The following is a 25,875-nucleotide window of genomic DNA, read 5'->3' as shown; positions in this document are numbered from 1 at the left end:
GTTTTCTCCTGTTAAGCGGCACACAGCGCACGCAGCGTGGGTGCAATATGTTCAGCAATTAACGCCACCGAACGCAGCGTATCGGCGTGCGGCGGATCGATAGAGTGCACTTGGAAGGTGATGTCGGTGGCGCGCGTCAGCGTGCTGCCGGTGATGTCGTGACCCGCCTTGCGAAACTGCTCCGCCTGGCGCTGCAGACCGGGCCCGGCAAGGCGGCGCGCGTAGTCGTTCGAGTCGGCAACAAACGCGGTGCGTGAAGCCAGGATGCGGGGCGCAACGCCCGACGGCAGCGCCGCGAGATAAGCATCGATCATCGGGTTTTGCAGCTGCTGCAGCGACAGGTCCGGCTGACCCGCCCGCCGCGGCTGGGTGCGCGATAACATCAGCCCGTGACCGGCTTGGCCGGCACGCGTCGCGCCTGCAACGGAAAAGGTGGCGATCCACATACGCTGCGCCAGCGTGGGGGCCGGCGGATAGAGATGATTGTCCGGATGGGCCAGCGTGTCGCCGCGCCACGCGCTGAGCAGCGTATGCAACTGGTCGGCAAACGCGCCGGCTGCTGATTCAGGGCGATGTGATAGTGGCCGCTGCTGCGCGCCAGCGTCAGGTGATAATCGCCCGGCGCGATGTAGGCATGGCCCGGCCGCACCGTTTCGCCATCCTCGGCCTCTTTCACCGTGATGTGGCACAGCAGATTGAGCCGCTGGGCAAACGAGCGGGTAAAACCGGGCGGCATGTGCTGGGCGATAACGATGCCGGGGCAGTCGGCGGGCAGGCTGGTCAGCACGCGGCGCAGCGCTTCAGTGCCGCCAGTGGAGGAGCCAATGGCAAACAGCGTGTCGCGCGCGGCGCGCGGCGGCATGGTCACCGGCGCAGCGGGCGGCAGCGACTCCTGGCGGCGCAGCCGCACCTGGGCGGCCGCGCGGATTTTGTCGCACACCAGCTCGCTGTACAGCGCCATGCTGCCCGGCTGGCGCAGTTCCGGCTTGGCGATAAAATCGACCGCACCGAACTCCAGCGCCGTCAGCGTGGTTTCTGACCCCTGCGTGGTGAGCGAGGAGAGCATGATCACCGGCATGGGCTGCAGGCGCATCAGGCGCTGCAGAAACTCCAGCCCGTCCATGTGCGGCATCTCAACGTCGAGCGTCAGCACATCCGGGTTGTACTGCTTGATCAGCTCGCGGGCGATCAGCGGATTGGCGGCGGTAGCCACCATCTCCATATCCGGCTGCTGGTCGACGATGCGCGTCATCAGGTTGCGAATCAGCGTGGAGTCATCCACGCACAGCACTTTGATTTTGTTCATCCGCGCGCTCCGGCGAGGCAGTACACCGACTGACCGCGCAGGCGGAACGGGCCGTTGAGCTGGTTGAAATGTTCGGAGTGGCCGGCAAACAGCAAACCACCCGGTTTCAGCAGGGTGGCGAAGCGCCGCATCAGCGTTTCCTGCGTCGGCTGATCAAAATAGATCATCACGTTGCGGCAGAAGATGGCGTCGAACGGGCCGGGAATCTCCCACTGCGCGCTCAGCAGATTAAGCGGCTGATAGTGAATCTGGCTCAGCAGCTCCTGACGTATCTTCACCTGTTGCGCATTGATGCCGGTACCGCGCAGCAGATAACGCTTTTTTTGCTCAGCGGTCAGGCTGTGGATATCAGCGAGGCGGTAAATGCCCGCCTGGGCGCGCTGCAGGACTTCGGTGTCGATATCGGTGGCTCACACGCGCGGCCCGGCCAGCGGACGGCCCAGCACGGCGTCCAGCGTCATGGCGATGAAGTAGGGCTCTTCGCCGATGGACGCCGCGGTACACCACACGTTGTAGCTGCTGCCGCGCTGGCGGGCGTGCTCGGCCAGCAGCGGAAAATGGTAGGCTTCGCGGAAAAAGGAGGTCAGGTTGGTGGTCAGCGCATTAATAAACACCTGCCACTCGTCGCTGTGGCTGTCCGCTTCCAGCCGGTCGGTATAGGCGGTGAAAGAGGCGAGACGCAGCTCACGCAGCCGCCGCGACAGCCGGTTATACACCATGTCGCGCTTCTGCGGGCTCAGCACAATGCCGGCGCGCTGGTAAATCAGTGCGCTAATTTTAGTCAGTTCCCGGTCGGTCAGTGCGGTCTTAACCTGATGCTGAACCGGACTGAGTTTCAGGGTATTTATATCGGTCATGAAAAACCTACCCGCAGGCGGAGAATATCAGCCTCGGCTAATAAGCTGCTGCGTTAAAAGTGGAGAATGAATAAGCGTGCCTGGGTGACATTAATGGCGAAATAATGACGGTGACTTACACCGCCATATTTATTATTTCCTGGTAAGCGCTGACCATCTTATTGCGCATTTGTATACCAAAGGTTAATGCCATCGCGGCTTTTTGCCCGCTGATCATCACATCGTTTAATTCCACACCGGCATCGCCCAGCATAAAGCGCTGACTCTGCTGCTTTGCGTCAACCTGCAAATGATTAAGTTGCTGCAGGCTGCTGGCGAGCGCTTCGCCAAAGGCCGGCACACCGCTGGCGGGCGCGTCCGGCGCGCGGCGTGACGGTTCAGCCAGCTGTGCTGCCTGGTTTTGAATTTGACTGACTACCGATTGCATTGCTGAAAAGGACATGCCTTTAATTCCTGTATGCCGGAAATAAACCTTTTATTTGACGATAAAATCTTAACACCGCGTTGTCGAATGGGAAAAATGCGATAAGCCGACAGAAGTTTCAGCTTATTACTGCTTAAAAATACACGCGCTTAAACCATAATAGGCACCAGATTATTTCCCTTCACCGGACTTACGCTGAATTGTGGTGTTATTACGGAATACCGCAATGGTTTGCGTTGTTTTACACAGGGTTTCGGCATGAATGCCAATATAAAAGCACATACACCTCCTGCCATTAGCGCGCTGCTGGCCCGCGTGCGTACCAGTCCGAAACTGGTACTGGCGTTCAGCGTGGCGCTGGCGATAACGCTTACCATGGCGACCTTTTTTTGGGCACAGTCCCCGCAGTATCGCGTGGTGTTTAGCCAGGTCAGCGATGAGGACGGCGGCGCGATTATCAGTGAGCTGAGCAAGATGAACATGCCTTACCAGTTCAGCCGTGAAGGCGGGGCGATCATTGTGCCTGAAACGCAGGTGCATGAAGTGCGTCTCAGGCTGGCGCAGCTCGACCTGCCCAAAGGCGGCGCGGTCGGCTTTGAGCTGCTGGATCAGGAGAAGTTTGGCATCAGCCAGTTCAGCGAGCAGGTGAATTTCCAGCGCGCGCTGGAGGGCGAACTGGCGCGCACTATCGAAGCGCTGGGGCCGGTGCGCAGCGCGCGCGTGCACCTGGCGATCCCCAAACCGTCGCTGTTTCTGCATGAGCAAACACCGCCGTCTGCCGCCGTCACGGTGCATCTCAACCATGGCCGCACGCTGGACGATAGCTAGGTCAGCGCCATCACCCATCTGATTGCCAGTGCGGTGCCGGCGCTCAATGTTGAGCAGGTGACGGTGGTCGATCAGCGCGGCAAGCTGCTGACGCAGAGCGGCAGCCAGGCGGTGCAGACCTCGCAGCGTCAGTTCACGCAGGCGATCGAAGCCGACTATCAGCAGCGCATCCAGACCATTCTGGCCCCGCTGGTGGGCAGCAGCAACGTCCGCGCGCAGGTGACCGCTCAGCTGGATTTCACCACGCTGGAGCAGACGAACGAGCAGTATCAGCCGAACAGCGCACCGGAAAAAATGGCGATCCGCAGCCGTCAGAGCAGCCGGGCCGAGCAGGGCAATGGCCAGCCGGTGGGCGGCGTACCCGGCGCGTTAAGCAACCAGCCGCCGCCGGTCAGCCTGCCAATCAACAATCCACCGGCTAAAGAGAGTAAAAGCGGCGACAAAAAAGAGAGCAGCAGCACCGCCACTGTGCTGCCGGCGCAGCCGTACAACAATCGCCACGACGATACCACCGACGTTGAACTCGACCGCACCTTGACCCATACGCGCAGCAGCGCCGCGCGCATTGAGCGGCTGTCGGCGGCGGTGGTGGTGAACTTTCTGCCGGCCAAAAACGGGGAGGCAGAGAGCGTGGCGCTCAGCGACGCGCAGGTGGTGCAGATTACCGCGCTGGTGAAAGAAGCGATGGGCTTTTCGGCAACGCGCGGCGACAGCGTCAATATCGTTAACTCCCCGTTCAGCGAGCAGGATGACGCGCCGCGCATGCCGCTGTGGCAGGAGTCGGCGTTGATCAATCTGCTGATCTCAGCCGGACGTTATCTGCTGGTGGCGCTGGTGGCGTGGCTGCTGTGGCGCAAAGCGGTGCAGCCCGCGCTGCAGCGTCACCATGATGTGCAGCAGCAGCAGCGGCTGGCACTGGAACAGCAGGCGCGCCATGAGCAAGAGCATGCCGCACAGCGTCGCGCTGAACGGGACGAGCAGCAGAAAAGCGCGCAGCGCGTCGAGACCGAAATTACCGCTCAGGAGCTGCGCGATCTGGCGCAGCAGGAGCCGCGCGTAATCGCGCTGGTGATCCGTCAGTGGATGAATAAGGAACGCACTCCGTCATGAATACCTCAGAAAAAAGCGCCATTGTAATGCTCACCCTCGGTGACGAACTGGCGGCCAACGTCTTTAAATATCTCAATACCCATGAGGTGAAGCAGATCAGCAGCGCGATGCTCAATCTCGGCGGTTTTACCCATGAACAGATCGCGCAGGTGCTGCGCGAGTTCAGCCAAGAGTCGGGCGAATACGCGGCGCTGAGCCTCAACACCAGCGAATATCTGCGCAACGTGCTGATCAAAGCGCTGGGTGTCGAACGCGCCTCCAGCCTGCTGGATGACATCCTCGATTCGTCCGATAGCGGTAACGGCATCGAAACCCTCAACATTATGGAGCCGCAGGGCGTATGGGAGCTGATCCGCGACGAACATCCGCAAATCATTACCACTATTCTGGTGCACCTCAACCGCAGCCAGGCGGCCGATGTGCTGAGCAAGTTCGATGAACGCGCGCGCAACAACATCATGCTGCGTATTGCCACCTTTGGCGGCGTGCAGCAGGCGCAGCAGCAGGGCCTGAGTGACGGGCAGCGGCGCGGGCGGATCTGTAGGCGCAGGGCGAGCAGGCGCGCGCTGCTGGCCAGTTTTCAGGCCACGCTGGAGCAGATCAACAAACTGATTCCGGCCTGCCTGCTGCAGCACGCGCTGACGGCGGCGCGCCAGATTGTTGGCGACAGCCTGGTGGCCAATCCGGCGCTGCTGAGCGATCAGCTGCGTCGCTATTTACAGGAAGATCGCTGGCTGCAGCAGGATGCCATGCTGACGATCCATCCGCAGGATTTGCCGTGGGTGCAGGAGTACCTTGCCGCGTCGTGCCGGGCGCCGCGCTGTGGCCGGCGGAAAACGGCACCAGCGCGTTTGACGGCAAACGTCGTTACGCCGGGTGAGGGTGAAGGGCACATGTTTGTAGAGCGGATCGGTGGAGGAGGCGTTGTAACCCATGGCATCCAGATTACGCATCTCATAGCGTTTGCCGTTGCGTTGCAGATCGCCGGTTTTTTCACCCAGACCGTAGTAGCGGTCGTCCTCCATGCGGCGCTGATAGTGCGCCACGCCGTCGCCGTGCGCGTTGATCTGGTAGGCGCTGGTGGGGCGATCGCTGGTCAGCAGTTGCCAGCGGCCAGCGGCATCACGGTACTGCCACTCCAGCGCCAGCGGCTGACGTACAATCACGCGCAGCGTGTCGGTACTAATGGCCAGACAATTGGCTTCTTCCTTCAGCGTAAAGCCGGGCAGGCTGAACCCGGCCAGACTGTCGCGCGGACGTCCTTCCCAGGGAACATCCTGCTCGGGCGCAATGCTCCAGGTGCGGTCCAGACTGTAGTTGCCGTGGCGCTTGATCACCATGCGGGACAGACCTTTTTCCAGCACGTACAGGCACAGATAGTGTTTGCCATCAACGTTAAGCATCACGTGGTGACGATCAGAATGGACTACGGACCAGTTTTTTAAGGTTTTCATCGTTACCTACTTCACCTACTTCATTGGGTCGCTGAACGACGCTCAGCAATAAACGCAATCAGGAAGACTGCACCGATCAGGTCAAAGAAGCCCATGGTGACAAACAGCGGGTTAAAACCGATTTTTTCAGCCGTCACGCCAATCACCAGCGAAAACAGGAAGCTGGAGATCTAGGCAAACGAGCCGCGCATGCCATTCACCGTTGCCATCTGGCCCTTATCAAATTTTTCCACCACCAGTGCACTTAACATGCAGGAGATGATCTGATGACCAAAACCGCCAATCGAGATCAGGGCAATCGCGACATAGGGATCTTTGGTCATTGCCACCAGTGCCAGCGACAGCATCAGAAAGGCGCCGGTGACCGAGCTGGCTACGACGGAATTCACCTGCCTGAAGCCAAACAGTCGGGTATAGATGCGCGTCAGGTAGCCGCTGGCCGCGCTGCCAAGATCCGCCGCGAGGAACGGCAGCCAAGCGAACATGGCAATCTGTTTCAGGTCTATTCCCAGGTCTTTTGCCAGATAAAGCGGCACCCAGAAACTCAGCATGCCCCATGCCGGTTCAGCCATAAAAGCGGGAATGGCGATACCGTAAAAACGCTTGTTTCCGGAGACGGTTTTCAGGGCCTTAAAGAAGGGCAGTTTGACCGCCGGTGGCTCATTATCCTGATGAATAAAGGCCAGTTCATCGCTGCTGAGATTCGGGTTACGTTCCGGATCGCGATACAACAGCCACCACAGCACCACCCAGCCCAGAGCCAGACAGCCAGTAAACAGGAGCGCGCCCTGCCAGCCGAACGAGGCGTGGGCAAAATAGATAATGGGAGGCGCCAGCATAGCGCCAATCGAGAAGCCGACGCCGGCCCAGCCGGCCGCGATCGGACGCTCTTTTTTCGGGAACCATTCACCAATCACTTTGGCGTTGGCCGGCGTGGCGGCCGCTTCAGCTCCGCCCATGACAAAGCGCAAGATGGCCAGGTGCAACCAGCTGGCTGCGCCGGCATGGAACAGACACGCCAGCGCCCAGATGGTGGCGCAGATGAAGAAGCCGAGTTTGAGGCCAATTACGTCAATCAGCCAGCCGCAGATCGGTTGAAAGAAGGTATAAGCCAGCTGAAAAGCGCCGACTATCCATGAATATTGTTCTGTGGTGATGCCGAGACTGGTTTTCAGCTCGGGTGCCAGAATGCCTAACGAGTTACGGGTAATGTAGTTGACGGTGACACCTGCCAGAAACAGCACCAGCACCCACCAGCGCAGATGACGGATGACGCGTTTCGTGCCGGTTGCGGCAATCCCTGGATTCAAACTGCGGTTCATCGGATTCTCCATTCATTATTAACAGCATGTGTGAGCAACGTCTGTGACTGCCTGGCCGGAAGTGGAGTTCATACCGGCCAGCGCATAACCCCTGGCCCTTCATTGCCGGGCGTGGCGTGATGCGTCCTGTTTTAACCATCCGCCGGGAGTGAACCACAGTTAGGCCAGGTGGTCGCCAGCCTGATGCGGTATTTGTAATCTGGTTAACCAAAATCATTTATCAGGTTGACTTCCGTCGGTGAAAAGCTGAATTTGCACGCTGTGCAGGCACTTTTTATGACTCAGAAAGCGCTTCGCCTGTAAATTGGTCAACCAAAAAGGAAGGGCTTTGAGGGTGATGCTCAGGCCCGCAGGAGAGAACGACATGAAGCAGACCTAGCGCTGGTATGGCCCTGACGATCCCGTTTCACTCGCCGATGCCCGACAGGCGGGCGCTACCGGCATTGTGACTGCCCTGCATCACATCCCGAACGGCGAGGTGTGGCCGGTGGAGGAGATTTTGCAGCGCAAAGCGATGATTGAGGCGGCAGGACTGGTCTGGTCGGTGGTGGAGAGTGTGCCGATCCATGAGTTCACATGCAACACAACCTTGCCGACGCCAGCATCAGGGTGGTGCGGCCCGCATGGCAGCAGCAGCGGCTGGTGCCGCGCATCGTGCACATCGGCTGCGGCGCGTTTCATCGCGCGCATCAGGCGCTCTATCAGCACCATCTGCTGGAAATAAGCGACAGCGGCTGGGGCATTTGCGAGGTCAACCTGATGTCGGCCAGCGGCAGACAGCTGGTAGAACAATTGCGGGCGCAGAATTTGCTCTACAGCGTCACTGAGCAAGGCGCGACGCGTCATGACGTCAAAATCATTGGTTCCGTGCACTCAGTGCTGCACCCGGCGCTGGACGGTTGTGACGGCATTTTTAACGCGCTTGCCCGCGCGGAAACCGCCATCGTCTCGCTGACGGTAACCGAAAAAGGTTATTGCATTCATGGCGCAACCGGGGAATTGGACAGTACTCATCCGCTGATCGTGCACGATCTGGCCCATCCCCGCAGCCGAAATCTGCCATTGGCTTTATCGTTGAGGCGCTGCGCTTGCGGCGTGAAGCCGGGTTAGCGCCTTTTACCGTGCTGCCATGCGACAATCTGCGTGATAACGGCCACGTCGCGCGGGCTGCGGTAATCGGTCTGGCACAACGGCAGGATGCGGCGCTGGCGGCATGGATTGACCAACAGGTTACATTTCCCTGCACCATTGTTGACCGCATCGTGCCGGCCGTGACGGAAGAGACGCAGCGCGAGATTACCGAGTTGCTGGGCATCGCCGATCCCTGCGGTGTCGCCTGCGAACCGTTTCGTCAGTGGGTGATAGAAGATAATTTCGTAGCGGGACGTCCCGACTGGCAGCGCGTTGGTGCGCAATTTGTTCCGGATGTTGCCCCTACGAGTTGATGAAACTGCGTCTGCTGAATGGCACGCACTCGTTTCTGGCGTATCTTGGCTACCTCGGCGGTTGTGAAACTATCGCTGATACCATGCAGCTGCCCGCTTACCGTCAGGCCGCGCTGTCGCTGATGCTGAATGAACAGCGTGCCACGCTAACGATGCCGGCAGGCAGCGATCTGAACGCGTATGCGAATCAACTGCTTGAGCGCTTCAGTAATCCGTCGCTGCGCCATCGCACGGCGCAAATTGCCAGCGATGGCAGTCAGAAACTGCCACAGCGCATGCTGGATTCGCTGCGCTATCATCTGCACCACGGCAGTGACTGCCGGCATCTGTTGCTCGGCATTGCGGGCTGGATGCGTTATATCCTCGGCGAAGACGAAAAGGGTAAGCGTTACCCGGTGGCTGATCCGCTGGTCGCTAAGTTTGAGCGGATTAATCAGCAGTTCCCTTCAGGTCCCGCCCGCGTGCAGGCGCTGCTGGGCATTAACGAGATCTTCGCGGACGACTACCCGCCAATCCGGCCTTTGTTGCCGACCTGCAACACACCTATGATCGCCTATGCCAGCAGGGTGCCAGAGCCGCGGTTGCATCCCTCAATCCGGAGGCCAAATTAAGCGTTTTATGGATGACGATTTTCTGTTGTACAGCGAGGTGGCGCGTCGCCTGTATCACGACGTGGCGGCGGGGATGCCGATCTATGATTACCACTGCCACCTCAATCCGCAGGAGATTGCAGAAGACCGACAGTTTGCCAACCTCGGGCAAATCTGGCTGGAGGGCGATCACTACAAATGGCGCGCACTGCGCGCGGCGGGCGTGGAAAAATCACTGATCACCGGTAACACCACCAGCGATTACGATAAATATCTGGCCTAGGCGCAGACCGTGCCGAAAACGCTCGGCAATCCGCTCTATTACTGGACGCATCTGGAGCTGCGCCGGCCGTTCGGTATCACTGACATGCTGTTTGGACCGGAAACCGCACCGCGTATCTGGCATGAGTGTGCGGAGAAGCTGGCCACGCCTGAATTTTCCGCGCGCGGCATCATGCGCCAGATGAACGTACGCATGGTGGGCACCACCGACGATCCGGTTGACTCTCTGCAGTATCATCGTCAGATAGCCGAAGACAGCAGCTTTGATATTGAGGTGGCACCGAGCTGGCGTCCGGATAGGGTGTTTAAGATTGAACTGGAAGGATTCACCGATTACCTGACCCGGCTGGAAGCCGCCGCGGATGTCAGTATCGACAGCTTTGATGCGCTGCGTGTGGCGTTACTGCGCCACTTGGACCACTTTTCCGCCCATGGCTGCCGCGCCGCCGATCACGGCATTGAAACGCTGCGCTATGCTCCGGTGCCTGCCGACAGCGTGCTGGATGGCATTCTCGCCAGACGCCGTAGCGGTGCGGTACTGAGCGAAGTGGAGATTGCGCAGTTCAGCACCGCTGTGCTGGTGTGGCTGGGCGCGGAGTATGCCCGCCGCGGCTGGGCGATGCAGTTACATATTGGTGCGATCCGCAATAACAGCACGCGCATGTTCCGTCAGCTCGGCCCGGATAGCGGTTTCGACTCCATCGGCGATCATCCTGTTGCCTGGCCGCTGGCGCGCCTGCTGGACGCGATGGATACGCATGACCAGCTGCCAAAAACCATTCTTTACTGCCTCAATCCGCGTGACAACGAAGTGCTGGCTACCATTGCGGGTAACTTTCAGGGTGTAGGGGTGGCGGGCAAGATGCAGTTTGGCTCTGGCTGGTGGTTCAACGATCAGCGTGACGGGATGCTGCGGCAACTGGAGCAGCTGGTGCAGATGGGGCTGCTCAGTCAGTTCGTTGGCATGCTGACCGATTCGCGCAGTTTTCTCTCTTATACGCGGCACGAATACTTCCGCCGCATTCTGTGCAATCTGTTTGGCGAGTGGGTGCGTGACGGCATCGTGCCGCAGGATGAAGCCGCGCTGGGCGCGATGTTGCAGGATATCTGCTTCCATAACGCCCGACGCTACTTCACCCTTAACCCACGGTGAAAATCACGCCCTGTGTTATAGTGCAGGATAGAAAATTTGGCGGCCTAATGTCTGAACCAGCAGAAAAGAGCGTTATGAAACCACAAGCTTCAGCACAGCGACCCTATCAGGAAGTGGGCGAGATGCTTCGCAACATGATTACGCAGAAACAGTACGCGATTGGCGAGCAGTTGCCGCCGGAGCGTGAACTGGCGATGCTGCTGAACGTCACGCGCACGCTGGTGCGTGAGGCGCTGATCATGCTGGAGCTGGAAGGTCTGATAGAAGTGCGGCGTGGCGCAGGCATTTATGTGATCAACGACACGCCGGCACCGCGTGCTGTTGCGCAAACCGCCTGCAACGCTGCCGGTCCGTTTGAGATGCTGCAGGCCCGCCAGCTGCTAGAGAGTAATATCGCCGAATTCGCTGCGTTACAGGCGACGCGCGAGGACATTATCAAAATGCGTCAGGCGCTGGCGCTGGAAAAGCGCGAACTGGCGTCAGGCGCGGTAAACGACAGTGAAAACGGCGACCGCAACTTCCATCTGGCTATAGCCGAAGCCACGCACAACAGTATGCTGGTGGAGCTGTTCAAACAATCCTGGCAGTGGCGGGAAGACAATGTGATGTGGAGCCAGCTGCACCGGCATCTGATCAACACCAACTACCGCAAAAAATGGCTCGACGATCATAAAAAGATCCTCGCCGCCTTAATCAAGAAAGACGCGCGCGCCGCGAAACAGGCGATGTGGCAACATCTAGAAAACGTCAAGCAACTGCTGCTGGAATTTTCCGATGTGGACGACATTGATTTTGACGGCTATCTGTTTGAGTCATGGCCGCTGTATGCCACTAACGGATCGGATAATTAGTCTGGCGACAGGGCTTCAGCCATAAAAAAATCCACGCAATTGCGTGGATTTTATTTTTTCGGGTTCATGAGATTAGTGGAACCTCATGACACCCTGGAAGCCAATCAGACGTTAAACAGGAAGTTCATCACATCGCCATCTTTCACGATGTACTCTTTACCTTCTGAACGCATTTTGCCGATTTCTTTCGCGCCCTGTTCACCTTTGTAAGTGATGAAATCTTCGAAGGCGATGGTCTGAGCACGGATAAAGCCCTTCTCAAAATCGGTGTGGATTTTACCGGCTGCCTGCGGTGCGGTCGCGCCAACCGGGATGGTCCAGGCACGCACTTCTTTGACGCCCGCGGTGAAGTAAGTCTGCAGGTTGAGCAGGGTGTAACCGGCGCGGATCACGCGGTTGAGGCCCGGCTCTTCCAAGCCCAGTTCGGCCATGAATTCGTCGCGCTCTTTATCTTCCAGCTCGGCGATGTCCGATTCCACTGCCGCACAGACCGGCACCACCACTGAGCCTTCAGCTTCAGCAATCGCGCGTACCTGGTCGAGATACGGGTTGTTCTCGAAACCGTCTTCATTGACGTTGGCGATGTACATGGTCGGCTTCAGCGTCAGGAAGCTGAGATAGCGGATCGCTGCTTTCTCATCGGCGTCCAGCGCCAGCGAGCGCAGCATACCGGCGTTTTCCAGATACGGCAGGCACTTCTCCAGCGCGGCCAGTTCCGTTTTAGCATCTTTGTCACCGCTTTTGGCTTTCTTCTGGCAGCGCTGGATGGCACGTTCGCAGGTGTCGAGATCCGACAGCGCCAGCTCGGTGTTAATGACATCAATATCTTCCGCCGGGTTTACTTTACCGGAGACGTGGATGATGTTGTCGTTTTCAAAGCAGCGCACCACGTGGCCGATAGCTTCAGTTTCACGGATGTTGGTCAGGAACTGGTTGCCCAGGCCTTCACCTTTGGACGCGCCTTTTACCAGACCGGCGATGTCCACGAACTCCATGGTGGTTGGCACCACGCGCTGTGGCTTAACAATCTCGCTCAGCTGATCGAGGCGCAGGTCAGGCATCGGCACCACGCCTGTGTTGGGCTCGATGGTGCAGAACGGAAAGTTGGCTGCTTCGATACCCGCTTTGGTCAGCGCGTTGAACAGGGTGGATTTACCGACGTTCGGCAGGCCCACAATACCGCATTTAAATCCCATGATCTTACCTTTCTCACTGAGTGTGCAGCGCTGGCAGGCAGCGCCGACTGATTCAAAAATTTTCGCGCATTATACACAGAATTCCCTGCGACGGTGCGGGAATTGGCTTAGCTGGCTTTGAAGGCGTGCAGGCGGTTCATCGCCTTAATCTTGTCCTCTTTCAGCCACAGTTCGGTGCAGCGCACCGCTTCGTCGACCGCATCGTCAATCAGCTTCTGCTCGCTGGCCGGTGCCTTGCCGAGCACAAATCCGGTGACCTTATTGCGATCGCCCGGATGACCGATACCGACGCGCAGGCGATGAAAATTATTGTTATTTCCGAGCTTGCTGATGATGTCTTTCAGGCCGTTGTGACCGCCGTGGCCGCCGCCCTGTTTGAATTTCGCCACGCCCGGCGGCAGGTCCATTTCATCGTGTGCCACCAGAATCTCTTCCGGCGTAATGCGATAGAACGTCGCCATCGCCGCCACCGCTTTGCCGCTCAGGTTTATAAAGGTGGTGGGCACCAGCAGGCGCACATCCTCGCCGGCCAGCGACAGGCGCGCGGTGTAGCCGAAAAACTTCGGCTCCTCTTTGAGGGACTGATTATGGCGTGAGCAAAGTAAATCCACATACCAAGCGCCAGCGTTATGGCGCGTTGCCGCGTATTCAGCGCCGGGATTGGCCAGTCCCACAATCAGTTTAATGCTGCTCACGATGTTTATCCTGTCTCGCTGCGAAAGGGCGATAGTTTACTGCCTGCCGGCGGGGATGACAAAGGGCGCAATGGCAGATTAATGACATGAGGTGACTAATCAATTTCTATCGAAATCAAGGCGCTGGCAGTAAAGTTTTGTCAGACATTGTGAAGGATGTGTGATCCTGTACGCATCTTAACCGCCAGCCATTGCCTAAACTTATGACCAGTTAACCAAACGTGCTGTTTTCTGCGTTGCTGAAAAGGATGGAGGGTGAATCATGAAACGTCAACACTGCCGCACCGTCGGTAATGGTTTGATGTGTCTCGGCTTGTTAACCATGGTGCTCAGGGTGGGTTATTCCATCATTAACCCGCTGCCGTCGGTCAATCTGCCGCAGTTCCTCGCGCATGGAGCGATGTTCAGTATTTTCGTTGGTGTGCTACTGTGGCTGGTCGGCGCACGCGTCAGCGAACGGGAGAGGGTGGAAGACCGCTATTACTGGCTGCGTCACTATGGTGACAAACGCTGCCGTCGCGATCACCACTCAACGCACTAACCGGCTTCAGCCATTGCCGCCTGCGGCGTCTGATAACATTCAACGCGGTTACGTCCGGCGGCTTTAGCGCGATACAAGGCTTCATCAGCCAGCGCCAGCGGGGCGGGAAACGCCTGATACCGCTGGCTGGCAGTGGTAAAGCCAATGCTCACCGTATAACCGATGTCGTTGGGTAGCGACAGCTGTGTCGCCAGCCGGATACAGCTCACATATCCGCTGCGTCTGCTCACTGTCGCTAGGAAGCAACGCGGCAAACTCCTCCCCACCCAGCCGGGCAAACTGACCTTCAACCGGCATTAATGCTTTTACCACCTGACAAAAATCGACCAGCACCCGATCCCCCTGCTGATGGCCATAGCGATCGTTGATGCTTTTGAAATGATCGAGGTCGAACAGCACTGCACTGTAAATATAAGGCTGCGGCAAACGCCCCTGACGCAGCAGCAGCTTTTCCGCGGCCTCAAACAGTGCGCGCCGGTTCCATACGCCGGTGAGCGGATCGTGCAGCGACGCCAGCTTGTGGGCGATCTGCGTACGCTCATTGACCATCGCCAGAATGGTGAAGGTCAGGCCGATGAGGAAGAGGATCGACTCCAGAATCACATACACCGAAAAGCCGGAACCGCCAATGGCACCCGGTACGGGGGTGGCCACCGCATCGTCAAGGAAAATGCGCGCCAGATGGAATAATAGGTGGATCCACAGCAGTATCTGCGCGGGCCAGAAAGTGATGGTCAGCGTGGCGCGCGCCTGCCATAGCAGACGAATCAGCGCGGCGGTAAAGATGATGCACAGCAGGCACATGACCAGCACGCGTTTCGGCTGGCCGTGATAAAACTGCGGAAAGGCGCAAAGCAGGGCCCACAGCAGCGCTCCGCCGATCCAGCTAAGACCCAGTGGCTGATGGCAAAAGGTACGAAAGGCGTTGAGCAGGTTGCCGTAGGCCAGCAGCATGATGACATTCCCGACCGCCACCGGCAAAAAGTGCAAACCGGCGCTGCGCAGGCTACTGAGCAGCACGGCGGCAAGCGTCAGTATTAGCGTCAGGGTGGTAAAACCCAGCACCCGATCGTACTGCGCCTCGACCCAGGCAAAAATCAAAATAATGCTCAGAAACCCCAGCACGTAGAGCTCGCAAATAAACAACGTATAGATGTCGAGTGGCATGGTGGTCGGAGTTCTCAGCAAAAGTGTGGTGAAAATACCACTAATCACTGGATCGCTAAAGCCCGGATGCGCTTGTCAGATGAAAAGAGTGGAAGGCGGGGATATTGGCGGATTTTGAGGCCATTTATCGCGCAAATATTGGCGGCGGAAGCGGCTTTGTCGGGATGTTACTCCGCGCTCAGGTAATAAAAAACCGGGCAGGGCCGCCCGGTTTTTCGCGAACAATTAATGTTCGAACATCGCCGAAATCGATTCTTCGTTGCTGATACGACGAATGGCTTCGGCCAGCATGCCAGACAGCGTCAGCGTATGCACGTTTGGCAGTGACTTCATCTCTTCCGACAGCGGAATGGTGTCGCAAACAATCACCTGATCAATCACTGATTTGCGCAGATTTTCCACCGCGTTGCCAGAGAAGATTGGGTGGGTTGCGTAAGCGAACACGCGTTTCGCGCCGCGCTCTTTCAGTGCTTCAGCCGCTTTGCACAGCGTACCGCCGGTGTCGATCATATCGTCGACCAGTACGCAGTCACGTCCGGCAACGTCACCAATGATGTGCATCACCTGCGACACGTTCGCACGCGGGCGACGTTTGTCGATGATGGCCATGTCGGTGTCGTTGAGCAGTTTGGCGATAGCGCGAGCGCGCACTACGCCACCGATGTCCGGCGAAACCACAATCGGGTTTTCCAGACCAATCTGCAGCATATCTTCCAGCAGAATCGGGCTACCGAACACGTTATCCACCGGGACATCAAAGAAGCCCTGGATCTGTTCAGCGTGCAGGTCAACCGTCAGTACACGGTCCACGCCGACGCTGGAGAGGAAATCAGCCACAACTTTGGCGGTAATTGGCACGCGGGCAGAACGCACGCGGCGGTCCTGACGGGCATAGCCAAAGTAAGGGATTACAGCAGTAATACGACCAGCAGAAGCCCGACGCAGTGCGTCGACCATCACAACCAGCTCCATCAAGTTATCATTGGTGGGGGCACAGGTGGACTGGATGATGAAAATATCACCACCGCGTACATTTTCATTAATCTGTACACTTACTTCGCCATCGCTGAAACGGCCGACAGCGGCGTCTCCGAGGCTGGTGTAAAGGCGGTTGGCAATACGTTGTGCTAGTTCCGGGGTGGCGTTACCAGCAAATAGCTTCATATCAGGCACGAGAAGAACCTCAGGCTTGGCGTCCAGAGAATGAACCGCTCAAAAATAACCGGCGAATACGTTTGAGCCTGTTCATACGGGTGTGTTAATGCGTCACGTGCAGTGTCTGGAACAGGGTGACACTGTCACGTTTACGCTTAGAGCCAGGAAAGGGTACGCTGTAACGGCGAGAGATTAAGCCCACGCGCCACAAATCCGCACATCCATTTCGGGGCAAGCTCCAGCACCTGACGAGCAGCGGACTCGGTGTCAAATTCAGCAAACACGCAAGCGCCGGTCCCAGTCAGGCGCGACGGCGCGTATTCTAGCAGCCAGGAAAGCAGCGCATCAACCTCACGAAAACGTTTTCTTGCTACCGCTTCACAATCATTGTGAAAAGGACGCTGCAACAGTTCATCTAATGTGCGTATTGGTGAATCGCGCGTCAGTTCAGGATCGCGAAACAGATCCGGGGTGGCGATGCTGACGCTAGGATGGGCCACCAGATACCATTTTTCCGCCGGAAACGCGGGTTGCAATTGCTCGCCGACCCCTTCGGCAAATGCCGCGTGGCCGCGCACAAATACCGGCACATCGGCACCGAGGCGCACGCCAAGATTAGCCAGCTCATCCACGCTAAGCTGGGTGCGCCACAGATGGTTCAGCGCCACCAGAACCGTCGCCGCATCAGACGATCCACCGCCCAGACCACCGCCCATCGGCAGGCGCTTCTCCAGCTCGATCCGGGCACCGGCTTGCGGCGGCAGCGTGCCTTTGTCCGCCGCTGCGGCGCGCAGCGCCAGCGCCGCCCGCACGATCAGGTTGTCTTCATCGGCCACGCCGTCGAGCGGCGTCAGCAGGGTGATACTGCCGCTGTTATCCGGGGTAATCTCCAGGGTGTCGCCAACATCGAGAAACTGAAACAGCGTCTGCAAATTGTGGTAGCCGTCTGCACGACGGCCGGTAATGTAGAGAAACAGGTTGAGCTTTGCCGGCGCGGGCCAGGTGGTGATCATTGTGTGGTCCAGCTATCCATGCGCAGTTTGATGCGCTGACCGCCTTCGGTCAGTTCGAGGTTGGCCGGCAGCGGCGGGTTCACCTTGTTGTCGTAATCGCTGATATTCACCTTCCACTGCTGGCCGTTGCGGCTGTAGGTCAGGCTTTGCAGCTGATAGTTATTGTTCAGCTGGTAGTCGCTGGCGTCGCCTGGCAGACCCATCATCCACTGACGCAGGTTCGCCAGCGGAATATCCATGCCGGTGAGCGGGGAAATCATCCTCTCCGCATCGTTGCTGACGTAGCGTTTGCCTTTGTTATCGACAATCTGCACCACGGAACCCTGCGCGTCGAGCTGCAGTTCTGTGCTGCCGAGCGGGTTAGTCAGCAGCAGACGGTAGCGGTCTGCAGCAGTTTGCTGCCAGTTGAAGCGGGCATAAACTTTTTGCTTATCCGACAGATAGGCAAAAGCACCGCGCGTCTGGTACTGGGTAATTTTTGCTACCGCCTGCTGATGTTGCTGCCACTGCGGCGATGTCGTGCTGGGACCGGGACCTTGCTGGGGTTTATTGATGCTACAGGCAGCCAGCAACACGCTGGCAAGGGGCAAAAGGCGCAACAGCTGGCGCGGGGGCAAATGCATCACGTGGTCGTCTCCTCAGACACGTTTTTACGTCGTAACCGGTAACGCTAACCATCCGTCTCTGTGCCGTCAATGGCGATGTCAGGATAATTGCGCACGATCAGTTTAATCTTATTACAGTCATAGGCTTTGTATGGCTTTTCTTGATCTGTTGCATCTTGTAGAATACGCAACATAAAACCTGACAATTATTGGGACTTCCCAACTCGAATCACCATGACGCTGCTTGCTCTCGGAATCAACCACAAAACCGCTCCTGTTGCGCTGCGCGAACGCGTTTCGTTCACGCCAGACACGCTGGACCAGGCGCTGAACAGCTTGCTGTCTCAGCCGATGGTGCAGAGCGGGGTGGTGCTTTCTACCTGTAACCGGACGGAACTCTACCTCAGCGTAGAGCAGCAGACCGATCTGCAGGAGCGGCTGGTGCGCTGGTTGTGCGAGTATCACGACTTACGTGAAGAGGACGTGCGCAACAGCCTGTACTGGCATCAGGACAACGCGGCGGTCAGCCACCTGATGCGCGTGGCCAGCGGACTCGATTCGCTGGTGCTGGGCGAGCCACAGATTCTCGGTCAGGTCAAAAAAGCCCATGCTGACTCCTCGCGCGACCATGCGCTGAGCAGCGAGCTGGAACGCATGTTCCAGAAAACCTTCTCGGTGGCCAAGCGCGTGCGCACGGAAACCGAAATCGGCGCCAGCGCGGTCTCGGTCGCCTTTGCTGCCTGCTCCTTAGCCCGTCAGATCTTCGAATCACTCAGCAGCGTTAACGTGCTGCTGGTCGGTGCCGGTGAAACCATCGAACTGGTGGCGCGTCACCTGCGCGAACACAGCGTGCGCAAACTGATGATCGCCAACCGCACGCGCGAACGCGCACAGCTGCTGGCAGACGAAGTGGGCGCCGAAGTGATTGGTCTCGCCGATATTGAAACCCGTCTGGCCGATGCCGATATCATTATCTCCTCAACCGCCAGTCCGCTGCCGATTATTGGCAAAGGCATGGTGGAACGGGCGCTGAAGGCGCGCCGCAATCAGCCCATGCTGCTGGTCGATATCGCCGTGCCGCACGATGTTGAGCCGGAAGTGGGCAAGCTGGCTAACGCCTATCTGTACAGCGTGGATGATCTGCAGGCGATCATCGAGCAGAACATGGCGCAGCGCAAAGCGGCGGCGGTGCAGGCGGAAAGCATTGTGGTGCAGGAGAGCGGCGAATTCATGGCTTGGCTGCGCGCGCAAAGCGCCGGTGAGACCATCCGCGAATACCGCGCGCAGGCCGACGACGTGCGTGCCGAGCTGCAGGATCGCGCGCTGGCTGCGTTGCGTCAGGGTGCTGATGCCGAAAAAGTCTTGCAGGAGCTGGCACACAAGCTCACCAACCGTTTAATTCATGCACCAACCAAATCACTGCAGCAGGCCGCGCGCGACGGCGACAGCGAACGCCTGCAGATCTTACGTGACAGCCTCGATTTAGAGTAATCTGGTCTGTCACGACCTATCATTGGGATACCCTCTATTAGATGAAGAGCTCGATTGTTGCCAAGCTGGAAGCGCTGCAGGAACGCCATGAAGAAGTTGAAGCGTTACTGGGCGATGCCGGCGTGATTGGCGATCAGGACCGTTTCCGCGCGTTATCACGTGAATATGCCCAGCTGAGCGACGTCACCCGTTGTTTCCGCGAATGGCAGCAGGTGCAGGAAGATGTCGAAACGGCTGAAATGCTGCTCGACGATGCGGAAATGCGCGACATGGCGCAGGAAGAGTTGAAACTGTCGCGCGACAAGCGCGAGGTGCTGGAACAGCAGCTTCAGGTGCTGCTGTTACCGAAAGATCCCGATGATGAACGTCCGTGCTTTATCGAAGTGCGCGCCGGCACCGGTGGCGACGAAGCGGCGATTTTCGCCGGCGATCTGTTCCGTATGTACAGCCGCTATGCCGAAGCGCGTCGCTGGCAGGTGGAAATCATGAGCGCCAACGATGGCGAGCATGGCGGCTACAAAGAAGTGATTGCGCGTATCACCGGTGACGGTGCCTACGGTCGCATGAAGTTTGAATCCGGCGGCCATCGCGTGCAGCGCGTGCCGGAAACCGAATCGCAGGGGCGCATTCACACCTCTGCCTGTACCGTGGCGGTGATGCCGAAACTGCCGGAAGCCGAACTGCCGGATATCAATCCGGGCGATCTGAAAATCGATACCTTCCGCTCTTCCGGCGCGGGCGGTCAGCACGTTAACACCACCGATTCGGCGATCCGTATCACCCACCTGCCAACCGGCATCGTGGTGGAGTGTCAGGATGAGCGCTCGCAGCACAAAAACAAAGCCAAAGCGCTGGCGGTGCTGGGTGCACGCATTCACGCGGCGGAAATGGCGAAGCGCCAGGCGGCGGAAGCCTCGACGCGGCGTAACCTGCTGGGCAGCGGCGACAGTTCCGACCGAATCCGTACCTATAACTTCCCGCAGGGACGCGTGACCGATCACCGCATCAACCTGACACTCTACCGCCTCGACGAAACCATGGAAGGCAAGCTGGATACGCTGATCGAGCCGATTGTGCAGGAGTATCAGGCTGACCAGCTGGCCGCACTGGCCGGGCAGGAGTGATGAACTTCTGGCGCTGGCTGCAGCAGGCGCAGGCTGCGTTGTGCGGAGGCGATAGCCCGAAGCGCGACGCGGAGATTCTGCTGGGTTTTGTCACCGGCAAGTCGCGCAGCGGGCTGATAGCGTTTGACGACAGCCCTCTCAATGATGCTCAACTGGCACAGCTGGAGACGTTACTGGCACGCCGCGTGCGCGGTGAGCCGATTGCGCATCTGGTGGGCGAACGCGAGTTCTGGTCGCTGCCGCTGCGCGTCAGTGATGCCACGCTGATTCCGCGTCCGGATACCGAAGTGCTGGTGGAGCAGGCGCTGCTGCGGCTGCCCGCGACGCCGTCCGCGGTGCTCGATCTCGGTACCGGCACCGGCGCCATTGCGCTGGCGCTGGCCAGCGAGCGGCCCGATTGTCAGATTACCGGCTGCGATCGCATCGCAGCTGCGGTTGCGCTGGCGCAGGACAACGCCCAGCGTCTGCACCTCACCAATGCCGGATTTGTGCTCAGCCACTGGTTCGACGATCTGCCCGCCCAACGTTTCGATCTGATTGTCAGCAATCCGCCTTACATTGATGCCGCCGATGAACATCTGCAGCAGGGCGACGTGCGTTTTGAGCCGCTCAGCGCGCTGGTGGCGGAGGAGGCCGGGCTGGCCGATTTACGATTAATCATTGAACGCGCGCCGCACTGGTTGCAGCCGCAGGGTTGGCTGCTGCTGGAACACGGCTGGCAGCAGGGCGAAGCCGTACGCACGCTGCTGACCCGTAACGGTTTCCTGGCGGTCACCACCGTTGAGGATTACGGCGGCAATCCGCGCGTCACGCTTGGACAACTTACTTAAGGAAGCACTATGGCCAGCTGGTATCCGCTGATTAAAAATTTACATCTGCTGACAGTCGCGATCACCATCACGCTGTTTCTGCTGCGTTTTTACTGGCTGACCACCGGATCTGCACTGCTGCAGCGCCGCTGGGTGCGCATTGCGCCGCACATCAACGATACATTCCTGCTGCTCAGCGGTGCACTGCTGGTGCTGATTACCCACTTTTATCCGTTTACCCCACAAGGAAGCTGGCTGACGGAGAAGCTGTTAGCGGTTATCATCTACATCGCCTTAGGTTCCGTGGCATTGAGTCGTCGCCCGCGCAGCATGGCGACCCGCTGGGTCGCCTGTTTAGTCGCCGTGGTCGCATTATTGCTGGTGATTAAACTGGCGATGACCAAAATGCCGTTATTGGGGATAGTATGACCTCGCCAGTGCAACTTGATTACAGTGAAACACAGTTAAGTGAAGCGGTGATTGGCGCGACCTGCGCCATACGCAATGATTTTTCCGCGCCTTCCGTCCAGCAGCAGCTGGCTGACTTGGTTGAAGAGGCGCTGCGCTATGTCAGTAGCGAACAGAATGCGGATCTGCAGCTGGAGAAGCTGCTCGATCTGTTTTACCAGCAGTGGGGCTTTGGCGGTGCCAGCGGCGTCTACAATCTGTTAGACGCGCTGTGGATCGATAAAGTGCTGAAGAGCCGGCAGGGTACGGCGGTATCGCTCGGCGTGATTCTGCTGCACATTGCGGATGAGCTTGAACTGCCGCTGATGCCGGTGATTTTCCCGACGCAGCTTATTCTGCGTGCCGACTGGCTCGACGGTGAAATGTGGCTGATCAATCCGTTTAACGGTGAGACGCTCGACACCCATACGCTGGAAGTGTGGCTGAAGGGCAACATCAGCCCGACGGCAAAGCTCTACTCTGACGACCTCGACGAAGCGAAAACCGTCAGCGTGATGCGCAAAATGCTCGACACGCTGAAAGCGGCGCTGATGGATGAGAAGCAGATGGAGCTGGCGCTCAACGTCAGCCAGGTGCTGTTGCAAATCGACCCGGACGATCCCTATGAGATTCGCGACCGCGGTTTGATTTACGCCCGGCTGGAGTGCGAGCATATCGCACTGACCGATTTGACCTATTTCGTTGAACAGTGTCCTGAAGACCCGGTCAACGAGATGATCAAAGTGCAGATCCACGCAATTGAACAGAACAGGTGACGCTGCACTAAGCGTCCCTCGACATTTAAGGAAAGGGCATGACACAGAAAGTAGTGAGTATCGGCGATATCAAGGTCGCAAACGATCTGCCATTTGTTCTCTTCGGCGGCATGAACGTGCTGGAATCCCAGGATCTCGCCATGCGCATCTGCGAACATTACGTGAAGGTAACCGACAAGCTCGGCATTCCGTATGTGTTCAAAGCCTCTTTTGACAAAGCTAACCGCTCTTCCATCAAGTCTTACCGTGGTCCCGGCCTCGACGAAGGCATGAAAATTTTCCAGGCGCTGAAGCAGGCGTTCGGCGTGAAAATTATCACTGACGTACATGAAAGCTGGCAGGCGCAGCCGGTTGCCGACGTGGTGGATGTGATTCAGCTGCCGGCCTTCCTGGCGCGTCAGACCGACCTAGTGGAAGCGATGGCGAAAACCGGTGCCGTGATCAACGTAAAGAAGCCGCAGTTCGTTAGCCCGGGCCAGATGGGCAATATCGTCGATAAGTTTGCCGAAGGCGGCAACGACAAGGTGATTCTGTGCGATCGCGGCAGCAACTTCGGGTATGACAACCTGGTGGTTGATATGCTCGGTTTCAACGTGATGAAGAAAGTCACTAACAACAGCCCGGTGATTTTTGACGTCACCCATGCGCTGCAGACGCGCGATCCGTTTGGCGCGGCTTCGGGTGGTCGTCGTGCGCAGGTTGCAGAACTGGCGCGTGCGGGCATGACGGTAGGCATCGCCGGTCTGTTCATCGAAGCGCACCCGGAGCCGAACAGCGCCAAATGCGACGGCCCGTCCGCGCTGCCGCTCGATAAGCTGGAACCGTTCCTGGCGCAGATGAAAGCCATCGACGATCTGGTTAAAAGTTTCCCGGAGCTGGACACCAGTAACTGATTGTTATCAATCAGCAAAATGACGTTGCAACCCTCCCCGTCATTAAGCCGTTAAGATATCTTTATCCAGGTGCGCATGAATGCGCACCCTACATTGCAGGGTCGCCATTTATGACGACCGATTCACCTGGTGAGCATGAATGCGCACCCTGCGTTGTAGGGTCGCCATTTATGGCGACCGTATCAGCCTTATACTCACTTCAACGTCACAGCATAATCGTCAGCAGATAACCGGCAAACAGGGCCAGATGTGCTGCGCCGTTGAGCACGTTGGTGCGGCCAGTGGAGAACGAGATGTGGCACAGAATCAGCACCGCGCTCATCACCACCATATGCGGCGGCTCAAGGCCGAAAATCAATTGCTGACCGGTCAGAGTGGCGATAATGGTCACCGTCGGCACCGTCAATGAAATGGTGGCCAGCACCGAACCGAAAAACAGGTTCATCGCGCGCTGCACCTGATTCATCAGCACCGCCTTGATTGCGCCCAGACCTTCCGGCGACAGAATCAGCAGCGCGACGAGGAAGCCGGTGAACTGCTCCGGCGCGTTCATTTCAGTGAGCAGCATTTCCAGCGAGTTGGCGTTCATCTTGGTCACGCTAATCACCGCAATCAGATGCACAATCAGCCACGCGGTGTGCCACAGCGAGCTGTGCGCGGAAGGTTTGCCGTGGTGCGGCGGGTCGCCATCATCGCTCTCGTCTTCATGCTCGTAAACAAACAAGCTCTGGTGGGTTTTGGTCTGAATCAGCAGGAACACGCCGTACATCGCCGCAGAGATCGCCGCAATGATCAGCGCCTGCGCGATGGTGAAATTGCCGCCGGGCAGGGCATTAGGAAACACCAGCACCAGAATCGCCAGCGGGAAAATGGCGATCATGTACTGCTTCACGCCGGCTAGGTTAACGTACTGGGTGGCAAATTTACGCCCGCCAAGCAGCAGGGCACAGCCCACCAGTCCGGCGGTAACAATCATGATGATGGAGTAGAGCGTATCGCGCATCAGTGCGGGCGCCGCATCGCCGGTCGCCATCAGCGCCGAAATCAGGCTCACTTCCAGAATTACTACTGACAGGCTGAGGATCTGCGAGCCGTAAGGTTCACCTAACCGGTGCGCCAGAACGTCGGCGTGACGTACTACGCTGAAGGCGCTGCTTAAAATCGCCACCAGCGCCAGCAGATTTATGCCGATCACCGGCAGAAGCGCTGTCTGGCCGCCAAAAAAGCTCAGCACCGCCAGCGCCAGAATCGGGAAAATCAGCGAATACTCGCTGTGTCGGGTCTTCTCATGTCCAGCCATGCGCCATCCTCTTCGGCAAAAAGAACAAAAACAGGCAATTGCTGCCTGATAAATATAGTGACTCATCTGATGAAGCGCAGTGTAACTTTTCACCACTGCTCACGCAGATTTTTTACGCGTTTTTACTTTTTGTCATTTTTATCTGAACGAAGCAAAAATAGCGTTAATCAGCAAATTAACCATTTTTATCAGCAGGTTAATGTTGCGTTTTTCTCATCTATCCTGCGCGAAAGGAGGAAGAAGAGAACTGAATCATCTGGCCTTATCCTCGCTATCAGCTTTTTTTGCTGGCAAAAGTATGAAATAGCAGGTTTGCGTTTTTGCCGTTCTCTTCCAGGCTTATAAAGGGAACCTGAAACAGGAGGAACTATGCCTTATTCATCGAACCGGGAACTGCCGGCAAGCGTGCGCCACGCTTGCCTGTCGTCCCGATCAAAGCCCGGTCTGGATCTTCGGCTACGGTTCCCTGATGTGGAACCCGGTCTTTGAAGCGGAAGAGGTGGCGACCGGACGGCTTGAGGGCTGGCACCGTGCTTTTTGCCTGCGGCTGACCGCCGGACGCGGCACCGTTGCCGCACCGGGACGGATGCTGGCGCTGAAAGAGGGCGGTTCTACCAGTGGTCTGGCGTTTCGCCTGCCGGAAGCGCGCCTGCATGAAGAGCTTGAGCTGCTGTGGAAACGGGAAATGATCACCGGCTGCTATCTGCCCACTTAGGTGTGAATTGACGCTGGAGGATGGCCGTACGGTTACGGCGCTGGTGTTTATCATGGATCCGCGTCATCCGCTGTATGAACCCGACTCCTGCCGCAGCACCATTGCTCCACTGATCGCTCAGGCCAGCGGCCCGCTCGGCAGCAACGCGCAGTATCTGTTCTCGCTGGAACAGGAGATGGGCAAACGCGGCATGCAGGAAGAGGCGTTAACGCGCCTTGCGGCCGAAGTGCGCGCGGCTAACCTCAATTACCCGGATTAATCAGCCAGGTGCCCGGCTGGTTAATCGTCAGCATCTGGCTGCGCACCTGGCTGCCTTGATGCACTTC

Annotated in this window: 18 protein-coding genes and 12 pseudogenes; 17 read left to right on the top strand and 13 right to left on the bottom strand. The window is 57.9% G+C overall.

Annotation, left to right across the window (positions count from 1 at the left end; translation table 11 throughout):
• Nucleotides 1-11: 11 nt before the first annotated feature.
• From AC6I8M_RS07810 to fliE, 4 genes and pseudogenes are all read right to left on the bottom strand, one after another.
• Nucleotides 12-620: pseudogene (locus tag AC6I8M_RS07810) on the bottom strand (LLM class oxidoreductase); the annotation flags it as partial.
• Nucleotides 551-1,306, bottom strand: a pseudogene (locus AC6I8M_RS07805) (protein-glutamate methylesterase/protein-glutamine glutaminase); the annotation flags it as partial. The pseudogenes AC6I8M_RS07810 and AC6I8M_RS07805, both read right to left, overlap by 70 nt.
• Nucleotides 1,303-2,163, bottom strand: a pseudogene (locus AC6I8M_RS07800) (CheR family methyltransferase). The pseudogenes AC6I8M_RS07800 and AC6I8M_RS07805, both read right to left, overlap by 4 nt.
• 115 nt (nt 2,164-2,278) lie before the next feature.
• Complete coding sequence (fliE, locus tag AC6I8M_RS07795) at nt 2,279-2,605, bottom strand: flagellar hook-basal body complex protein FliE (RefSeq protein WP_010616302.1); 327 nt, start codon at nt 2,603-2,605, stop codon at nt 2,279-2,281.
• Nucleotides 2,606-2,845: 240 nt separating this feature from the next.
• On the opposite strand from fliE, the pseudogene fliF reads away from it, so the two are divergent.
• The 3 pseudogenes from fliF to AC6I8M_RS07780 all read left to right on the top strand — a co-directional run.
• Nucleotides 2,846-4,525 (top strand): annotated as a pseudogene (gene fliF, locus AC6I8M_RS07790) (flagellar basal-body MS-ring/collar protein FliF).
• Nucleotides 4,522-5,043: pseudogene (gene fliG / locus AC6I8M_RS07785) on the top strand (flagellar motor switch protein FliG); the annotation flags it as partial. The pseudogenes fliF and fliG, both read left to right, overlap by 4 nt.
• A pseudogene (locus AC6I8M_RS07780) lies at nt 5,035-5,316 on the top strand (FliH/SctL family protein); the annotation flags it as partial. The pseudogenes fliG and AC6I8M_RS07780, both read left to right, overlap by 9 nt.
• Nucleotides 5,317-5,385: 69 nt before the next feature.
• Here the strand turns inward: AC6I8M_RS07780 and AC6I8M_RS07775 are convergent.
• Nucleotides 5,386-5,979 (bottom strand): annotated as a pseudogene (locus tag AC6I8M_RS07775) (alpha-glucosidase); the annotation flags it as partial.
• A gap of 20 nt (nt 5,980-5,999) precedes the next feature.
• A pseudogene (locus AC6I8M_RS07770) lies at nt 6,000-7,301 on the bottom strand (MFS transporter).
• 379 nt (nt 7,302-7,680) lie between these two features.
• On the opposite strand from AC6I8M_RS07770, the pseudogene AC6I8M_RS07765 reads away from it, so the two are divergent.
• From AC6I8M_RS07765 to uxuR, 6 genes and pseudogenes are all read left to right on the top strand, one after another.
• Nucleotides 7,681-7,872 (top strand): annotated as a pseudogene (locus AC6I8M_RS07765) (mannonate dehydratase); the annotation flags it as partial.
• A 5-nt stretch (nt 7,873-7,877) separates the two neighbouring features.
• Nucleotides 7,878-8,411 (top strand): mannitol dehydrogenase family protein, encoded by a 534-nt coding sequence (locus AC6I8M_RS07760; RefSeq protein WP_010616306.1) that lies wholly within the window; start codon nt 7,878-7,880, stop codon nt 8,409-8,411.
• A complete protein-coding gene (locus tag AC6I8M_RS07755; RefSeq protein ID WP_010616307.1) occupies nt 8,390-8,746 on the top strand; it encodes a mannitol dehydrogenase family protein in 357 nt (118 codons plus the stop codon). Before AC6I8M_RS07760 ends, AC6I8M_RS07755 begins: the two co-directional genes overlap by 22 nt.
• The gene (locus AC6I8M_RS07750; protein WP_064504730.1) at nt 8,746-9,357 is read left to right on the top strand and encodes a mannitol dehydrogenase family protein; all 612 of its coding nucleotides are present in this window, start codon (nt 8,746-8,748) and stop codon (nt 9,355-9,357) included. Before AC6I8M_RS07755 ends, AC6I8M_RS07750 begins: the two co-directional genes overlap by 1 nt.
• Nucleotides 9,302-10,771 (top strand): annotated as a pseudogene (uxaC, locus tag AC6I8M_RS07745) (glucuronate isomerase). The gene AC6I8M_RS07750 and the pseudogene uxaC overlap by 56 nt, the downstream one beginning before the upstream one ends.
• Nucleotides 10,772-10,845: 74 nt before the next feature.
• Nucleotides 10,846-11,622 (top strand): Uxu operon transcriptional regulator, encoded by a 777-nt coding sequence (uxuR, locus tag AC6I8M_RS07740; protein ID WP_010616311.1) that lies wholly within the window; start codon nt 10,846-10,848, stop codon nt 11,620-11,622.
• A gap of 104 nt (nt 11,623-11,726) precedes the next feature.
• Here uxuR and ychF read toward each other — a convergent pair whose 3' ends face one another.
• Together ychF and pth are read right to left on the bottom strand one after the other, a co-directional pair.
• Nucleotides 11,727-12,818 (bottom strand): redox-regulated ATPase YchF, encoded by a 1,092-nt coding sequence (ychF, locus tag AC6I8M_RS07735; RefSeq protein WP_010616312.1) that lies wholly within the window; start codon nt 12,816-12,818, stop codon nt 11,727-11,729.
• 107 nt (nt 12,819-12,925) lie between these two features.
• Nucleotides 12,926-13,513, bottom strand: a complete 588-nt coding sequence (gene pth, locus AC6I8M_RS07730; RefSeq protein WP_010616313.1) for an aminoacyl-tRNA hydrolase — start codon at nt 13,511-13,513, stop codon at nt 12,926-12,928.
• Nucleotides 13,514-13,775: 262 nt separating this feature from the next.
• Here pth and ychH point away from each other — a divergent pair, with 262 nt between their 5' ends.
• On the top strand, nt 13,776-14,054 hold the full coding sequence (gene ychH / locus AC6I8M_RS07725; protein WP_010616314.1) for a stress-induced protein YchH: 279 nt from the start codon (nt 13,776-13,778) through the stop codon (nt 14,052-14,054).
• Here the strand turns inward: ychH and AC6I8M_RS07720 are convergent.
• The 4 genes and pseudogenes from AC6I8M_RS07720 to lolB all read right to left on the bottom strand — a co-directional run bounded on the left by AC6I8M_RS07720 (nt 14,051) and on the right by lolB (nt 18,012).
• Nucleotides 14,051-15,221, bottom strand: a pseudogene (locus AC6I8M_RS07720) (GGDEF domain-containing protein). The gene ychH and the pseudogene AC6I8M_RS07720 overlap by 4 nt on opposite strands.
• Nucleotides 15,222-15,446: 225 nt before the next feature.
• A complete protein-coding gene (gene prs, locus AC6I8M_RS07715) occupies nt 15,447-16,394 on the bottom strand; it encodes a ribose-phosphate diphosphokinase (protein ID WP_010616315.1) in 948 nt (315 codons plus the stop codon).
• A gap of 137 nt (nt 16,395-16,531) precedes the next feature.
• Complete coding sequence (gene ispE / locus AC6I8M_RS07710; protein WP_498013750.1) at nt 16,532-17,389, bottom strand: 4-(cytidine 5'-diphospho)-2-C-methyl-D-erythritol kinase; 858 nt, start codon at nt 17,387-17,389, stop codon at nt 16,532-16,534.
• Nucleotides 17,386-18,012 carry a lipoprotein insertase outer membrane protein LolB gene (gene lolB / locus AC6I8M_RS07705; protein WP_041387114.1) on the bottom strand — a complete coding sequence of 209 codons (627 nt, stop codon included), beginning with the start codon at nt 18,010-18,012 and terminating at the stop codon, nt 17,386-17,388. Before lolB ends, ispE begins: the two co-directional genes overlap by 4 nt.
• Nucleotides 18,013-18,228: 216 nt before the next feature.
• Here lolB and hemA point away from each other — a divergent pair, with 216 nt between their 5' ends.
• From hemA to kdsA, 6 genes are read left to right on the top strand one after another with little or no spacing between them, the layout of a single operon-like run.
• Nucleotides 18,229-19,485: a glutamyl-tRNA reductase gene (hemA, locus tag AC6I8M_RS07700; RefSeq protein ID WP_010616318.1), complete on the top strand. Its 1,257-nt coding sequence runs from the start codon at nt 18,229-18,231 to the stop codon at nt 19,483-19,485.
• Nucleotides 19,486-19,526: 41 nt separating this feature from the next.
• Complete coding sequence (prfA, locus tag AC6I8M_RS07695) at nt 19,527-20,609, top strand: peptide chain release factor 1 (protein WP_010616319.1); 1,083 nt, start codon at nt 19,527-19,529, stop codon at nt 20,607-20,609.
• Nucleotides 20,609-21,439, top strand: coding sequence for a peptide chain release factor N(5)-glutamine methyltransferase (gene prmC, locus AC6I8M_RS07690; RefSeq protein ID WP_010616320.1), 831 nt, complete (start codon nt 20,609-20,611; stop codon nt 21,437-21,439). Before prfA ends, prmC begins: the two co-directional genes overlap by 1 nt.
• 9 nt (nt 21,440-21,448) lie before the next feature.
• Nucleotides 21,449-21,847: a SirB2 family protein gene (locus tag AC6I8M_RS07685; protein WP_010616321.1), complete on the top strand. Its 399-nt coding sequence runs from the start codon at nt 21,449-21,451 to the stop codon at nt 21,845-21,847.
• Nucleotides 21,844-22,641: an invasion regulator SirB1 gene (sirB1, locus tag AC6I8M_RS07680; RefSeq protein WP_010616322.1), complete on the top strand. Its 798-nt coding sequence runs from the start codon at nt 21,844-21,846 to the stop codon at nt 22,639-22,641. The genes AC6I8M_RS07685 and sirB1 overlap by 4 nt, the downstream gene beginning before the upstream one ends.
• Nucleotides 22,642-22,679: 38 nt before the next feature.
• On the top strand, nt 22,680-23,534 hold the full coding sequence (gene kdsA / locus AC6I8M_RS07675; RefSeq protein ID WP_010616323.1) for a 3-deoxy-8-phosphooctulonate synthase: 855 nt from the start codon (nt 22,680-22,682) through the stop codon (nt 23,532-23,534).
• Between the two features lie 205 nt (nt 23,535-23,739).
• Here kdsA and chaA read toward each other — a convergent pair whose 3' ends face one another.
• Nucleotides 23,740-24,834 (bottom strand): sodium-potassium/proton antiporter ChaA, encoded by a 1,095-nt coding sequence (gene chaA, locus AC6I8M_RS07670; RefSeq protein ID WP_010616324.1) that lies wholly within the window; start codon nt 24,832-24,834, stop codon nt 23,740-23,742.
• 409 nt (nt 24,835-25,243) lie between these two features.
• Between chaA and AC6I8M_RS07665 the strand changes: the two are divergent.
• Nucleotides 25,244-25,808: pseudogene (locus AC6I8M_RS07665) on the top strand (gamma-glutamylcyclotransferase); the annotation flags it as partial.
• Nucleotides 25,809-25,875: the final 67 nt, after the last annotated feature.

This window comes from Type-A symbiont of Plautia stali, from assembly GCF_059731155.1.
This window is presented reverse-complemented; position numbering and strand designations above follow the sequence as displayed.